The sequence below is a fragment of the Paenibacillus sp. XY044 genome, assembly GCF_002257645.1.
Lineage (GTDB): Bacteria > Bacillota > Bacilli > Paenibacillales > Paenibacillaceae > Paenibacillus_AQ.
Genome location: NZ_NQMO01000001.1, coordinates 612,187 through 627,318, shown reverse-complemented (window position 1 = coordinate 627,318; position 15,132 = coordinate 612,187). Strand labels below are relative to the sequence as shown.

Sequence of the window (15,132 nt, the reverse complement as noted above, 5' to 3'; positions counted from 1 at the left end):
GCCCTGCGTATCACCCTTTGACCGCCCCTGCCGTCATACCGTTTACCAGCTGCTTCTGCAGCAGCAGATAAAATATAATAATCGGGATCAAGGCAATCGTGAGCGCAGCCATCTGCAGTGTCATACTGGCCGTTTCGATACCGGCAAAGTTGGAAAGACCCAGAGGCAGTGTCTTTAGGGAACCCGAAGTTATGAGTACAAGGGCAAACAAATATTCGTTCCAATTATAAATGAAATTTAAAATAACGACCGTAGCCAGGGCTGGTCTTGTGATCGGCAGGAGTATAGACCAGAAAATGCGATAAATCCCTGCACCGTCCATGACCCCCGATTCTTCCAGATCCTTCGGAAATCCCCGCATGAAACCTTCCAGGATAAACACGGTCAAAGAAAGATGGAACGCTGTATACGGCAGAATCAACGCTAATCGTGTATCCAGCAAATGCACCTTTTGCATGATCAGAAAGATCGGAATGAGTGTCGCATGAATAGGCACCAGCATGCCTAACAGGAACAATCCGTACACGGTCCCCCGCAGCTTAAACGTAAACCGCGACAAAAAATAGGCGGCGAGCGAACCGAGCAGTACCGTGACGGCTAACGACACGAAGGTAATGATGATGCTGTTCAAAAAGTACGTGTTCATATTGGCCACTTTCCAGGCTCCGGCGTAGTTGGAAAACTGCAAATGCGTCGGGAGCGAAAATGGACTTCTGGAATATTCCTGCTCATCCTTAAACGAATTGACAACCATCCAAAATAGCGGAACTATATTTATAATAGCGAACAGACTCAAAAAAGTGTATGCAAATATGTGGAACAGTTTGGACTTTCTGACCAAGGGAAAACCTCCTTTCTTTAAGCGTTTTTTTCTCTTCCAAGGCGGTTTAGCAGACTAATGACGATCAAACTGAACAGAAGAATCAATATCGAAACCGCACTCCCGTATCCGTAGCGCATATTCATAAAGGCACTATTGTACATGTAAATCGTCATGACCTCGGTCTGATGGGCAGGGCCGCCTCCAGTCATGATTTGTATAAGATCAAATACACGGAAAGAGTTGCTGATGCTGTACACAACGCCTACCATAATCGTCCCGCGGATCATAGGAATCGTAATGCGCAGCGCACGTTTTAGACCGGTCGCCCCATCCAGTTCGGCCGCTTCGTTGACCTCGTCCGGAATGTTTTGCAATGCCGCCAGAAAGATGACCATATATAGTCCGCAGTTTTGCCAAATGTAGGCGATGCTGATGGACAGCATTGACCATTTGGAATCGCCCAGCCAATTCTGCTTCCAACTCTCCGCGCCGAATAATCCGAGCACATTGTTCAGCATTCCATATTCCGTGTTGTACACCATGCCCCAGATCATGGACACCATAACCGAAGAAATAACGACGGGCATAAAACCTATCGTCCGGAACAATCCGGAACCTTTGATCTTGCGGTTGAGCAGAAGGGCGAGCAAAAGTCCCAGCGGGATCTGGCCAGCCAGCCCCGTCACCATGATGATGATGTTATTTTTGACCGACAGCCAAAAAATGTCGTCTTTCAATATGTCCAAGTAGTTATCCAAGCCGACAAAGCTCATGGAGCCGATGCCGTTCCAATCCATTAGCGAGTAGTACAGCGACAACCCGATCGGAACGATGGCGATTCCCAGGTAAATGAGAAGCGCAGGAAACAAGCCGAGAAAGATGGCAAGCTTCGTCCCTTTTAAGGTGTGCATATGCGGTTCCTCCTTTTCTTCACCCCACTCATGCGACCCTGATGAAAGGAAGAAAACCCGGGGGCCCAGGTTTCCTTCAACATTTTCATTTCATGTACGGACAGGTTCGCAGGTGCCTTGCTATTTCATGTTATCGAAGGCTTCCTGGACATCCTTGGCTACCTGCTCCGGAGTCCCATGGCCAACGGTCAGCGCCTGAAGACCGTTTTGCATGACGTCGACCACCTGCGTCGGAATCACGCTGTCGAATACCGGAGCGGTTCCCTTGCTGGTGAGTTCCATCATTTCTTTCAAATACTTACTAGCATCTGCGGGAATATCCACTTTTGCAGGAACAACGACCCCGCTTGTAATGAGTTGTTTATACAAATCCTCGTTCACGAAAAACTTCAGAAACTCTTCGGCGGCCTGCTGCTTTTTCTCGTCCAATCCGCTTTTGATCCCGATGCCGTATTGAACGACTCCGGCGCTCTTGGCCGGATCTCCTTTTCCGCCGGCTACTTTCGGGAACAGCGCTATGCCGAACTTGTCCCCTTCATCGTTTTGGATGCGAATGCGGCCGTCAACGGTCGAAGAGGAAATATGCATCGCCGCTTTTCCCTGGATAAAGTAATCCTGTGCCTGCACCGTATCCATATTGTTAGCGTCGGTATTAAACGCTTTCAGTTTGCTGAGTTCATCAATCACGGAGATCGCCTTGACGAAATCCGGGTCGGTAAATTTGGCTTCCTTGTTCATCACTTTCGTCAAAAAGTCGCTGCCCGTAAACCGGTCGCCGATGATGGACAGGTAGGAGGATTGCAGCGGCCACTGCTCCTTATTTCCTAAAGAAATCGGCGTAATTCCCGCTTCCTTCAGTTTTTTCACCGCATCGATGAATTTTTCATAGGTATCCGGGAACTGGTTGTAGCCCACTTTGGCTAACATCTCTTTGTTATAGTAGATAATATCCACGAAAGTCTGCTTGGTAGGAATGGCATACTGCTGGTCACCGACCTTAAAGCCGGCCAGTGCGCTTTCGGGTAGAATGGCATTCCATTGATCCATCATGTCATTGATCGGTGCCAGCAGTTTACCATCCACAAGCGGGGCCAGATCCGCCCCTGGCCATAACACGTTAACGTCGGCCAAATTGTTGCCTGCAGCGAGGGTACGCAGCTTCGTCTTGTATTGGGCAGAAGGCACGCCGTCTTGCTTAATGATGATATCGGGATGCTGTTTCTCGAATTCTTCGATCCGCTTCTTATACACATCATTGTCCACGTTTGGCGATGTCCAAGGATGCATCATAGTCAGCGTCACTTTCCCGTTCTTGGCATCTGCTCCGCCGTCCGCCTGATTATTACCGCAAGCGGCAGTAAACATCGTAATGACGGCAACCAATCCTGTCATCAGCCATTTCAATCGATTCCGTGATTTATTCATACCTTTCTCCTTCTTTTCATAAAAATAGTATTTCCGAGTATCCAAGCCGGCTTACACTAAAGTTTCCTTCAGAATATGCTGAACCAGGTCATTCAGCGGAACGGTAGCCAGCGCAATCGCCGTATCCGTCACGCCATAATAAATATAGAGAAGTCCGTCTTTCACCACATTGCCGGTCGGGAAAATGACATTCGGAATTTGGTAGCCAAATTTCTCGTAATACGTTTCCGGCTCCATAATATAATCCGTCGTCCGGGCGATGACTTTCTCGGGGTGTTCCAAGTCCAGAAGCATCGCTCCGACGCGGTACACCGTATCCTCGTCCACCCCATGGTAGAGGACCAGCCAGCCGTGATCCGTACGTACCGGAGGGGTGGAACCGCCGATTTTTTTAGACTCCCACGCCGGATTTTCGGCTTTGGCGAGAAGTACCAGCTCATCCCAATGGATGAGGTCCTCCGAGCTCGTGATCCACATTGCGGCTTTCTCCGTACCATAAGCTTCACCGACATATTCTTCAGGACGCCGGAGAAGATAGTATTTCCCGTTTATTTTTTCGGGGAACAAAATATTGTCGCGGTCATTGATATCCAGCGGCGTCGTATCCGACACAAACTCCCAGTCCAAGAGATTGTCCGACTTGAGTATGGAGGAACGGGTGAGCCAGTGCCCCTCCTCCTCGCCCCACCCGTCCGGATAAGATGGAATAGAACGCTCAGGTACACCTGAACCGGTCGGATAATAGCTCATCGCGCATGGGCGCAGCGCGTAATTCAAATAGTACGTGCCCTCAATCTTGACAATCCGTGGGTCCTGCACGCTCCCGTAAGGAAAACCGAGCATGTCCGGTGTGACAATCGGTTCATCCTTGACATGTGTGAAATGGACGCCGTCCTCACTTTCGAGAAGCCCCAGCACGTTTTTGCACGGAGTCAGGGATTCCGCCGTCCGTTCAATCATGTAAAACTTCCCGTTATCAATGATCACCGCAGGATTGAATACGGTTACTTTTCTCCAATCATATATTCCCGGAACGACGATCGGATTTTCCGGATGTCTTGTGATCTTCATGGGTAAAGCCTCCTTGTAAGCCCTTTATTTTCTCGTCACGGTTATTATAGCCCCCGGCATAAACACAAAATATCCCATAAACTTTCGAAAACATCCGAATAATGCAGATCGTTTTACAGAAGCACCATCGGCATCATGTTCGGAAGAAATTTTCCTAACACTTCAGCTTCCATGTGGTGTCCGTTCTAAATTGCGGACAGCAAATAAAAACCGCCCCTTGCTTCGATGTCCGGGTGACATCGTTTTGCAAGGGGCGGTTCTTCTATTTTTGTATGCAGGAGCTATCTGAAGTCCTTCGGGATTCTCCGCGCAACCCCGGTCAGGATGGCCGCCTGGATCACCGCTTTGCGGATTTCGATCACGACCTGCTCGTTAAAAATACTCGGGATGATGTACAGCTCGTTCAATTCCCCGCCGGAGACGACCGAAGCGATCGCCCGCGCCGCCGCCAACTTCATCGGTTCGTTGATGCAGCGGGCCCGGCAGTCAAGCGCTCCACGGAACAGGCCCGGAAAGACAAGCACGTTGTTGATCTGGTTCGGATAATCGCTGCGTCCGGTCGCATAAACCCGGGAATGCGGGATCGCTTCCTCCGGGGACACCTCCGGATGGGGATTCGCCATCGCAAAAACGATCGGATCCGGGCCCATGCCGCGGATGTCCTCCCCGTTCAGAAGATTGCCGCGCGACACGCCGATGAACACGTCGGCCCCTTTGATGACCTCTTTAAGCGAGCCTTCGTTCGCCTCCACCTGTGGCTGGTCTGCCAGCCACTGCCACATCGGGTGGCCGTATGTACCACCCCTGACGATTGCACCTTCCCGGTCAACGGGAACCAGCTTGGTTACGCCGGCGCTGAGCAGCATTTTGCAGATGGATACGCCTGCGGCACCGATGCCGTTCACGACGACCCGGATATTTTCCATCCGTTTGTTGACCACCTTCAGCGCGTTCAAGAGACCGGCGATGACGACCACAGCCGTACCGTGCTGGTCATCGTGGAATATCGGCATGTCCAGCTCCTGCGCCAGCCGGGTCTCGATTTCGAAGCAGCGCGGGGAGCTGATGTCCTCCAGATTGATGCCGCCGAAAATCGGGCTGATGGCTTTGATCGTCCGGATAATTTCCTCTGTGTCCGTGGTGTCCAGGCAGATCGGAAACGCATCGACGCCGGCAAGCTGCTTGAACAGCATTGCCTTGCCTTCCATCACGGGAGCGGCCGCATGCGGACCGATATCCCCAAGTCCGAGTACAGCTGTGCCATCCGTGATGACCGCTACCGTATTGCGTTTAATCGTGAGCGAATAAGCCTTATCCTGGTCTTCGTGGATCGCGGTGCACACCTTGGCCACGCCCGGCGTATACACACGCGATAAGTCGTCCCGGTTTTTGATCGGAAGCGTAGGCTGAACCTTGATTTTGCCTCCCAAGTGAACGAGAAAGGTCCGGTCAGACACGTTGATCAGCTTGATGCCGTCATGCCGCTTCAGCGAATCAACGACGAGATCCTCCTGCGTGTCTGCCACTTCAACGGTAATATCCCGAACAGAAGATTCTTTACCGGGGCGGATGACGTCGATGGAGGTAATATCCCCTCCCGATTTGCTGATCGCAGCCGCGACATCCCCAAAAGTCACCTTCCCGTGATCCAACTCAACCCTTAGAATAATACTTGTACTCGCCATGATGCATCCTCCTGATTCAAGGTATAAAAGTAATCACCTGTGCTGTAAAAGCCGTTTGTCCCAAGCCCGATGATCCGGATGTAACCGATTCCAATTTCGACATAAGTTGATCCATTTGATCCATGTTCAGGCCAAATGCTCGTCCGGTTTCGGTAAAGCATCGAAAACCGCCCGCAACATATCTTAACAATAACAGCGAAACTGCACAAGCATGAGCCGTATAACGGAGTTCAGGAGTGCCTCACCCTCCGGCGCAGCTCTGGCCCGTTTACGAACGCTTGAGCCGTTATACGCTGCGTTTCATATGTACCTGGCTGACCGATATGCCAAAACCGGCATCCTTCAGCACGCCCGTCAGCATCGTTTCGGATCCGGGAAGATTTACGGTGCGCAGGGTCAATCCAAGGCTGGACGGACCAAACACTCCGCTTAGGAGACCCTTCATCAGCGGCAAGGCTCCTTCGCTTTGCTCGCCTAGAACCTTGCATTGATACAGCGATGTGGAGGTATGTGCCCCATTACTATCAAAGCCCCTTTTATACAGCGCGTAACCGGCAGGCTGGCCTTCCGGATCAAAGGCGATCAGCGATTCGCCGTTCACGATGCTCTCCCATTGCGTCTGCCAGGGCTGGTTATTGACCGGCAGGTGCAGCCTTTGGATATCTTGCGGAACGCCCTGCCGATATTCGTGCTCTCCGGAACCGCCGCCGGCCAGCGATTCATCTTTTAGGCTTTTGCATTCATAGAAGTAGAGCTCGTCAATGACTTCATACCCCATCCGTTCGTACAGCGAAATCGCCGGCTTGTTGTCACTCAGCGCTTCCAGCAGGGCAACTTCCGCACCTTCCGCTTTGTACAGCTCGAGGCTGGCTTGGATCAGCAGTTTACCGATACCTTTGCCCCGAAATGCCGGGATGATCCCCGTTCCCCCGTTCCAGGCTGTTTTCACGCCGTCATTCATCCGCAGACCGTTCATGACAAAACCGACGGGAACGCCGTCCACGCAGCCGACGATCGAATGCGCAAGCGACAATCCTTGATCCACACTTCTCTTGAGGAGCATGTCCATGCTCATCGTTATGGGGACCGAATACCCCTTAAACCCTTCGTTCCAAAGATCCGTAAGCTCGACAGGCGAAAATTCGCTCATTCTTCTCATGATTACATTCATTTCATTCATTCCCCACTTTCTGCAGATCTAACGACATAGAATGAACTAAAGAAATGAATGTTATAGGCCGTATAAAAGGGCGTTAATAACAGGAAGTTCAGTACAAAGCTTTAGTTCAATCTATATCCATAATGAATAAAATGTGAAATGAACGCAATCATTTTGTAACTTTCCCTCAGGTGCCCTATGGTAAAGTATGACTTGGAAAACTTATGTTTTCCCGATCATCATTATCTGGAGGCAGCTAAAGAATGCGCACATACATCCCAAGAAGCTCATACCTAACCGTTAACAACAGCGCTGCTCGCCTGCCTGGAAAGCCGGGTAAGCCGCTATGATTCATCTCTCGCCGAACGAAAAAAGATATATGCCGGGACTGGACGGACTCCGGACCCTGGCTGTTTTCGCTGTCATTTTATATCATCTGAACGCCAACTGGGCGCCGGGAGGACTGCTCGGCGTCAGCATATTTTTCGTCCTGTCCGGATATTTGATCACCGATCTGCTTACCGCCGAATGGCGAAGGAACGGAACGCTGGACCTGAAGCAGTTTTGGATCAGACGGTGCCGGAGGCTGCTCCCCGCCATGATCGTCATGCTCGCCGCGGTGACCGCCTGGGTGACGCTGGCGCGGCCAGCCACGATGCCCGTTTTAAAGGGCGACGCGATCTCGTCCCTCTTTTACGTAAACAATTGGTATCTAATCTACCACCAGGTTTCGTACTTCGAAAAATTCGGTCCGGTGTCACCGCTCGGACATCTGTGGTCGTTATCCGTTGAGGAGCAGTTTTACGTGCTGTGGCCGCTGCTTCTGCTGATCGGATTGAAGCTTGCCCCGCGGCGGGGAAAAATGTTTCTGTTCATGCTCTCGGCCGCCGTGGTGTCCGCCGTGGCGATGCTGATCATTTACGATCCCGGGACGGATCCCAGCCGGGTTTATTACGGGACGGATACCCGGGCGTTTTCGCTCCTGATCGGCGCCGCGCTCAGCATCATTTGGCCCAGCCGCAAGCTGCGCCCCCGGATCGACCGGTTCTCAAGGCGCTTTCTGGACGGGGTCGGCCTGCTCAGCTTGGCGGCGATTCTGGTCATGATCTGGACCACCAATGAATACGACGCATTTCTGTATCCAGGCGGCTTAGTCCTCCTGTCGCTGGCCGCGGCCGCCGCCGTGGCCGTGCTCGCCCATCCGGCAAGCCGGGTTGGCCGCTTGATTGGCTGCAAGCCGCTGCGATGGCTCGGCGTTCGCTCCTACGGCATATACATATGGCATTATCCAGTAATCATTTTATCCACAACGAACGGAGCCGAAGACACAAGCGTCCTGAAAGCCGTATTTCAGGTTGCTGCCAGCATAACGCTTGCTGCGCTGTCGTACAGTTTGATCGAAGAGCCGATCCGCAGAGGGTTGTTGGGAAAACTGTGGAAGAAGCTGCGTTCCGGCAAACTTGGGATGGACCAAATTCCGCTTAAGGGCTGGATCACCGGGGCTACCGTGCTGCTGCTGGTCATTGTTTCATGCACGGGGATCGCCCGGACACCTGCGGTAGCTTCCACCGTTCAGGCGCTCGGCACGGCCGCGTCGGGGGCTGACAGCAACGGCCCGGCGTCCCACGAGGTTTCCGCTGCCGGAAGCGGCACAGGAAACGCGGATGCCGCGGACCCCGGCCAGCAAACAGCAAGCGGCGGTGATCGTCATGACGCTGGCTCGACGGAGACTTCCACCGGCGGTTCGGCCGACTCGGAAACGCCCCCTGCAGCTCAGGGCCAGCAGTCTGCGGATGACGCGGCTTTGGGCACCGGTCAGGCCGAAGCCCCACCTTCCGCTGGCGTCAAAGACCCACCGGCCGCAAATCCGGTAGGCACGGCCGGTACGCCTACCGTCAAGACCGGCGAGACGGGAGGAAGTTCGGGCAAGGCGTCCGGGCATGAGTCTGGCGCTCCCGCAAAAGGAACGGACGCCCCTCCTCCGGTCAAGCGAAATTTGGCGGTGAGTGCCATCGGCGACTCCATTCTGCTGGACGCCGCTCCTTATTTGCAGCAGTACTTGCCAGGCATAGTCGTCGATGCCAAAATCGGCCGGCAGATGTCGGAAGCGCCGGACATCGTGGAGCGGCTCCGAACGGAAGGCAAGCTCGGCGACTACGTGGTCATCGAACTCGGAACCAACGGTGCTTTCAGCTCCAAGCAGCTCTCCGGGCTACTCGACTCGCTGAAGGATGTCCGGCAGGTCGTGCTCGTGAACACCCGGGTGCCGAGAAACTGGGAAAGCACCGTCAACTCGGCTCTTCGAAAGGCAGCAGACGCCCATGATAATACGACTCTGCTCGATTGGTACAAGGCGAGCAGCGGACAGTCCTTCTTTACGCCCGACGGGGTCCATCTCAAGACGGACGGAGCCAAGCTGCTGGCATCGCTGATCAGCGGCGCCGTCGGCAAAGGGAAATAACCGGGTACATGAAGCGTTGTTATAGGACTTATATATGATTGCTAATCCTTTTTCTTTATCCGGCATGCATGGCAGCACATCAGCCGGGAACGGAAGCCATCCGTTCCCGGCTTTTTCGAGTCCAGGCACATCCCTGGTGTGCCCCCGCTTAACTGTGCATATTGAATCAACAGTTCAACATTTGATATGATGATGAAGGATTTACATTCATGAAATTAGAGAAGAGAGGGATAACCATGGCTACGATTCGTTTAGGCAAAAGCGATCTGCACATTCATCCGATTGGTCTTGGAGCCAACGCCGTCGGCGGGCATAATCTGTATCCGAATCTGAACGAAGAGACAGGCAGGGACGTAGTCCGTACCGCCCTTGACCTCGGCGTGAATTTCCTGGATACCGCGTTCATTTACGGTCCCGGCCGTTCCGAAGAGCTGATCGGCGAGGTGCTGAAGGAGAAAGGCAGAACGAACGCCGTCGTCGCGACCAAAGGCGCCCACAAGTTTGTGGATGGCAAAGTCGTGATGGACAATTCGCCAGCCTTTTTGCAGCAGTCGGTCGAAGACAGTCTAAGACGCCTGCAGACAGATTACATCGACTTGTTCTACATTCATTTTCCGGACGAGCAGACACCGAAGGCCGAAGCCGTTGGAGTGCTGCAGAAGCTGAAGGAACAGGGTAAAATCCGGGCCATCGGCGTATCGAATTTCAGCATCGATCAGCTGAAAGAGGCGAACGCCAACGGCTATGTGGACGTGCTCCAATCCGAATACAACCTCTTTGCAAGGTGCGCGGAGAAGGAACTGCTTCCGTTCTGCGAATCCAATCGCATCTCGTTTGTCCCTTATTTCCCGCTGGCTTCCGGCCTGCTTGGCGGTAAATATACGAAAGATACCACCTTCAGCGACTTGCGCGCGAACATCCCGCTCTTTCAAGGCGATGCATTCACCCGTAACTTGGACAAGGTGGAACAGCTGCGGCCGATCGCTTTGCAGAAGAACGCCGAAGTGGCCCATGTGGTTCTTGCCTGGTACCTGAAGCAGCCGGCCATCGACGCCCTGATTCCGGGAGCGAAAAGACCGGAACAGGTGGAGAACAACCTGAAGACGCTGGACGTCCAATTAACGGATGCCGAGGTCGAAGAGATCAGCAGCATCTTCAAATAATCCGCATAGCCACTGGGTGTATTGACCGATTCGGTAAGAACCTGCCGGCTCACTCATCCTTGCGGCTTAAGCGATGTTCTAACCAAAAAAGGAGCTATCTTTTCAGGCTGATCATGCCCAAAAAGCAGCTCCTTTGCTTTTACCAATCGCTTACACCACGAGGCCGTATTCCCGCCGGCGTTCAGCCAAAGACCCCTCAATGATCCGGTCCAGCAATCCGGAGAAAGAAATGCCCGCCGCTTGCGCGCTCTTGGGCAGCAGACTGGTCCGCGTCATGCCGGGCAGCGTGTTGACCTCCATTACATAAGGAATGCCCTGGTGGAGCATGATATCCACCCTCGCGTATACGCTGCATTTCAGCGCCCGGCAGCTGAGCTCAGCGGCACGTCTGACGCGTTCGGCGGTCTCTGGATCCAGGCTGGCGACGACTTCTTCGCTCTCGCCTTCTTCGTATTTGGAAGTGTAATCGAAAAACTCCCCGTTCGGCTTGATCGACAGGACCGGAAGGTACTCGCCATTAAGCAGGCTGCACGTGATTTCTTCACCCTCGATGTACTGCTCGAGGATCACTTCATCGTCCCATTGGAAAGCGCGCTCCACCGCTTCCCGCAAGCTCTGCTTATCCCGCGCCAGTGTGACCCCGACGCTGGAACCGCCGCTGTTCGGCTTGACGACAAGCGGATAGACCGGTTCCGGGGCAAGCACAACGTCCAGTTCATCCGGACTCGTCAGCAGTATCCAGTCGGGCGTCTCTACACCCTCGAAACGGAGCATCTTCTTCGCCATATTTTTGTCCATGCACAGGCTGCTCGCCAGAACGCCGCTGCCGGTGTATGGAACACCGAGCGTCTCCAGCGTTCCTTGAATCGTTCCGTCTTCCCCATATTTGCCGTGCAGGGCGATGACGGCCATGTCGATGCCGGCCAGCTGCTGCGGCAAATCCCGTTTCCTCGCGATTTCGATCGGCCGGACTTCGTATTTGGCAGGGTCCAAATGTGAGATAATCTCCCTGCCGGTCATCAGCGACACCTCCCGTTCGGAGGAATCTCCGCCCATAATCACGCCTACTCTTAACATCCATTCTCCTCCATTCGCCTTTGGACTGCCTTCCCGATGACTTGGATGCCGTGCACAAGATCCTCATCGCTCACCCGCGAAAAACCGATCCGCAGCGTTCCCTCGCCCCGGCCGTCCGTGTAAAAAACGTCTCCTGCGGTAAACACCACGCCTTGTTCATAACAATCCCGCAGGATATCCCTTGAGCGGATGCCGTCCTGCAGCTCCAGGAACAGATGGAGCCCGCCGGTTCCGGTTAACCGCTTGTGCGGAATATACTTGCGGCAGCACTCTACTGCCAGCTCATGCTTATGCTTATATTCGGATTTTGCCCGTTTCAGATACTTCTCAAAATTGCCGTTGTGAAAATATTGATACAGCACCGCCTGATCCAGCGTGGAGGTGTGGATGTTTCTCGCCCGCTTGACGCTGACCAGCGCATCGATCAGGTCCCTGTCCGCAGCGATCCAGCCGATGCGGATGCCCGGAAACAATATTTTGGAAAAGCTTCCGAGGTAGATCACGCTGTTTCCTTCACCGCCGAATGCCGCCAGCGGCGCCATGTGCGAGCCCGAATAACGCAGCTCTTCATTAAAACCGTCCTCGATCAATGGAATATGATGCTTTGCCAGCAGGCGCAGTACCTCGACCCGCTTCTCGGCCGACATCACGATACCGGTCGGATTGTGGTACGACGGGGTGAGGAACGCCAGACCGAAAGAGTTTTCGGACAGCGCCTTCTCCAGCTCTCCGATATCGATTCCGTCCTGTTCCATGCCGATCCCGGTGATATCGTATCCTTGGAGCCGGGATATTTTAATGGCTGTATGATGGGTCGGATTTTCGCACAGGATATGCTTCTGCTTCACGTTCAGCGAGGACAGGATCATATCATAGGCTTCCGTGAACCCGTTCGTGATCAGAATATCTTTACCGTCCATGTCGACGCCTTTCGTTTCCATATAACCCGTCAGATACTCGATCAGCGGTTTGTATCCTTTGGCATAGCCGTAATTGAGCAAAATTTCGCCTTCGATCGCCATCCGGTCCAGAAAAGCGCGCTTCACATTGGCCAGGTCGAAGAGCTTCTCGTCGGGGGCGATGCTCGCGAAGTTTATCATCCCCTTCTCCCCGCGCAAGTCGCGCTTCATCAAATCCAGGTCATTGGCCGCCTGTGCCACCGGGCTCAAATGCTGCTGCCAATCGACATGCCAGGAAGGTACCGAGGCGATGCCCACTTTGGACACAAAGGTCCCCTTCGAGCGGACGGTATAGATGTACCCTTCCTCCTCGAGCTCGGTGTATACCGCCACCAGCGTGTTGCGGCTGATGTTCAGCATCGTGCTGAGCTCCCGCGTCGAGGGCAGCTTCTGGTCCACCCTACCTTTGCCCTTGGTGATCCATTGCTTCAAATATTCTTTGACCTGCACCGTCAACGGCCGGCCTTCTGTAATTTTAAAATCCGTAAACATAACGTATTCCCCCCGTACCTATCTTCACACAAACCGATGCCTGACAAAAGATCCACCGGACGCCGATTTCCGGCAATGTGTGGTCTAGTCTGTCCGGCAAGCGATCGTGCCGGCTCTTGCCGAACGCTTCGGCTTTCTTCCTTCAGCATGCCCGAAACCCTGAGGCAGACTCCGTTCGCTTCCTGTTCAATGGTGTGTGCGCGCATTCCGAAGTTTCCCAAGCAAACAGAAAGACCGCCGGGCTGCTTGCCCATGCGGTCTCTTCAAACGTTTAGCGGTTTGGCCTCCGCCTCTCCAAGGCTTGCCGCGGTTAGTCCGTCACGGTTTCGATACGCGGATCGGTCGCGAGGGCCACATTGCCGGATACCGCCCGGGAAATCATGCAGGAGCCTTCCGCTTTATGCGCCAGCTTGTCCGCCGTCTCCAAATCTTTGGCCGTCGCTCCGCGCTCCAGCACGATATGCGGCTTGTGCGTAATGCTGACATACGTAAAAATGTTGTCCGTCACGTCCACGATGCCTTCCGACTCGAGCGAAAGTTCGTGAACCGGAAGGTGCGAACGCTCCATCATCGCTGCCAGCGTGATTAAGTAGCAGGTAGCAGCGGCACCGAGCAGCATCTCGTCGGGATTCGTCCCTACGCCCGGCCCTCCCATCTCTTTCGGGATGGAAATTTGCGTACGGAGATTGCCTGCTTCGATCTGTCCGTCGCTGTCCCGGCCGCCGTTCCAGCCGGCCTTTAACACGAACGAATGTTTCACAGTCCAGTCGCCTCCTGTAATTCAGAGCGGGCGGGCTGCGGTTCATCAGAAGCGATGCCGTTCGCTTTATAGTTAAAGCGCTGGCGGTAGCCGCATTTTCTGCACAGCTCCTCCACGACTTCACGCCGGGAAAAACCGTCGACGATCCGGTTCGCCCGCTCGCTTTCGATAATTTCGGAAAAAGGGGTGTTGTGAATGTTGCCGAGATTAATGACACCTTCCCCGTCAAGGCAGCAGGGGATCACCGTTCCATCAACCAGGACGCCCGCCTGATTGCGCAGTCCGTGGCAGAAGCCTCTGCTCAGGTCCTCCTCCTCGCTCAGGTCCGGCCATTTAAATTCATGATCCATATTGATGTAGATCCGGTCCGCAATTTTAATGCCTTTGCCGGGAACGATCTTCTCCTCGATTTTATAATCCAGGTTAAACTCGTTCTCAATGTACTCGAGCATTTCGCGATTCCGGCTGCGCTCCAAATTCGTCGCGTTGTTCGGGTCAAGATTCCACAACCGCAGGGATACGATCATGCTCGATTGGGATACCGCCTCTTTAACAAAGGACAGCACTTTGGAAATATATCCATTTTTGTCTTGGGATCCGACATGCCCGTCAAAGCTGTGCAGGGAAAAGTTCATTTGCCGCAGCGCCGGCTTGTTCAGCAGCTTGCGGCCCGCTTTATGCAGCAGCGTGCCGTTGGACGTGATGTTCACTTTAAAGCCCTTCTCATGGGCAATATCCAGCAGCTGGTCAATATGCGGATGAAGTAGCGGTTCGCCTTTGACATGAAAATAAATATATTCCGTGTGGGGTCTGATCTCATCCAGAGTATGCGTAAATTGTTCGATCGTAATATAATTGGTCGCCCGGTGCGTCGGCGGACAGAACGTACAAGCCAGATTGCATTTGCTCGTCAGCTCGACGTAAAACTTTTTGAATTTTTTCATGATGGATGCTCCAGTCTGATCCTTAAAAGTTACCTTCTCCACCTATTATATTAGATCATCCTTCCGAAGCAAACGTAAACCGTATTTTGACAAAGGACAGCTTATATCACTGTGATCTGACAATCGGGGTTATTTCCGGGCCCGGCCTGCTCATATGCTGATATATGCGCGGGCTTTTTCGATCTCTAATAAACGCAGGGAG

At 53.4% G+C, this 15,132-nt stretch carries 12 protein-coding genes; 2 read left to right on the top strand and 10 right to left on the bottom strand.

Annotated elements, in window-relative coordinates; genetic code table 11:
- Positions 1-10 precede the first annotated feature (10 nt).
- The 6 genes from CJP46_RS03225 to CJP46_RS03200 all read right to left on the bottom strand — a co-directional run bounded on the left by CJP46_RS03225 (position 11) and on the right by CJP46_RS03200 (position 7,086).
- Positions 11-841: a carbohydrate ABC transporter permease gene (locus CJP46_RS03225; RefSeq protein ID WP_094594152.1), complete on the bottom strand. Its 831-nt coding sequence runs from the start codon at positions 839-841 to the stop codon at positions 11-13.
- Positions 842-858: 17 nt separating this feature from the next.
- Positions 859-1,734: a carbohydrate ABC transporter permease gene (locus CJP46_RS03220; protein WP_094594151.1), complete on the bottom strand. Its 876-nt coding sequence runs from the start codon at positions 1,732-1,734 to the stop codon at positions 859-861.
- Between the two features lie 120 nt (positions 1,735-1,854).
- On the bottom strand, positions 1,855-3,159 hold the full coding sequence (locus tag CJP46_RS03215; RefSeq protein ID WP_094594150.1) for an extracellular solute-binding protein: 1,305 nt from the start codon (positions 3,157-3,159) through the stop codon (positions 1,855-1,857).
- Between the two features lie 51 nt (positions 3,160-3,210).
- Positions 3,211-4,230: a glycoside hydrolase family 130 protein gene (locus CJP46_RS03210; protein ID WP_094594149.1), complete on the bottom strand. Its 1,020-nt coding sequence runs from the start codon at positions 4,228-4,230 to the stop codon at positions 3,211-3,213.
- A gap of 281 nt (positions 4,231-4,511) precedes the next feature.
- Positions 4,512-5,915 carry an NAD-dependent malic enzyme gene (locus tag CJP46_RS03205; protein ID WP_094594148.1) on the bottom strand — a complete coding sequence of 468 codons (1,404 nt, stop codon included), beginning with the start codon at positions 5,913-5,915 and terminating at the stop codon, positions 4,512-4,514.
- A 286-nt stretch (positions 5,916-6,201) separates the two neighbouring features.
- Complete coding sequence (locus CJP46_RS03200) at positions 6,202-7,086, bottom strand: GNAT family N-acetyltransferase (RefSeq protein WP_179281013.1); 885 nt, start codon at positions 7,084-7,086, stop codon at positions 6,202-6,204.
- A 334-nt stretch (positions 7,087-7,420) separates the two neighbouring features.
- Between CJP46_RS03200 and CJP46_RS03195 the strand changes: the two genes are divergently transcribed.
- Together CJP46_RS03195 and CJP46_RS03190 are read left to right on the top strand one after the other, a co-directional pair.
- On the top strand, positions 7,421-9,535 hold the full coding sequence (locus CJP46_RS03195) for an acyltransferase family protein (protein WP_094594146.1): 2,115 nt from the start codon (positions 7,421-7,423) through the stop codon (positions 9,533-9,535).
- A 236-nt stretch (positions 9,536-9,771) separates the two neighbouring features.
- Complete coding sequence (locus tag CJP46_RS03190) at positions 9,772-10,698, top strand: aldo/keto reductase (protein ID WP_094594145.1); 927 nt, start codon at positions 9,772-9,774, stop codon at positions 10,696-10,698.
- 150 nt (positions 10,699-10,848) lie between these two features.
- On the opposite strand, the gene CJP46_RS03185 is transcribed toward CJP46_RS03190, so the two are convergent.
- The 4 genes from CJP46_RS03185 to CJP46_RS03170 all read right to left on the bottom strand — a co-directional run bounded on the left by CJP46_RS03185 (position 10,849) and on the right by CJP46_RS03170 (position 14,930).
- Complete coding sequence (locus tag CJP46_RS03185) at positions 10,849-11,775, bottom strand: D-alanine--D-alanine ligase (protein ID WP_094594144.1); 927 nt, start codon at positions 11,773-11,775, stop codon at positions 10,849-10,851.
- On the bottom strand, positions 11,769-13,226 hold the full coding sequence (pdxR, locus tag CJP46_RS03180; RefSeq protein WP_094594143.1) for a MocR-like pyridoxine biosynthesis transcription factor PdxR: 1,458 nt from the start codon (positions 13,224-13,226) through the stop codon (positions 11,769-11,771). Before pdxR ends, CJP46_RS03185 begins: the two co-directional genes overlap by 7 nt.
- 310 nt (positions 13,227-13,536) lie before the next feature.
- Complete coding sequence (locus CJP46_RS03175) at positions 13,537-13,986, bottom strand: OsmC family protein (protein ID WP_094594142.1); 450 nt, start codon at positions 13,984-13,986, stop codon at positions 13,537-13,539.
- Positions 13,983-14,930, bottom strand: coding sequence for a radical SAM/SPASM domain-containing protein (locus CJP46_RS03170; RefSeq protein WP_094594141.1), 948 nt, complete (start codon positions 14,928-14,930; stop codon positions 13,983-13,985). Before CJP46_RS03170 ends, CJP46_RS03175 begins: the two co-directional genes overlap by 4 nt.
- Positions 14,931-15,132 lie beyond the last annotated feature (202 nt).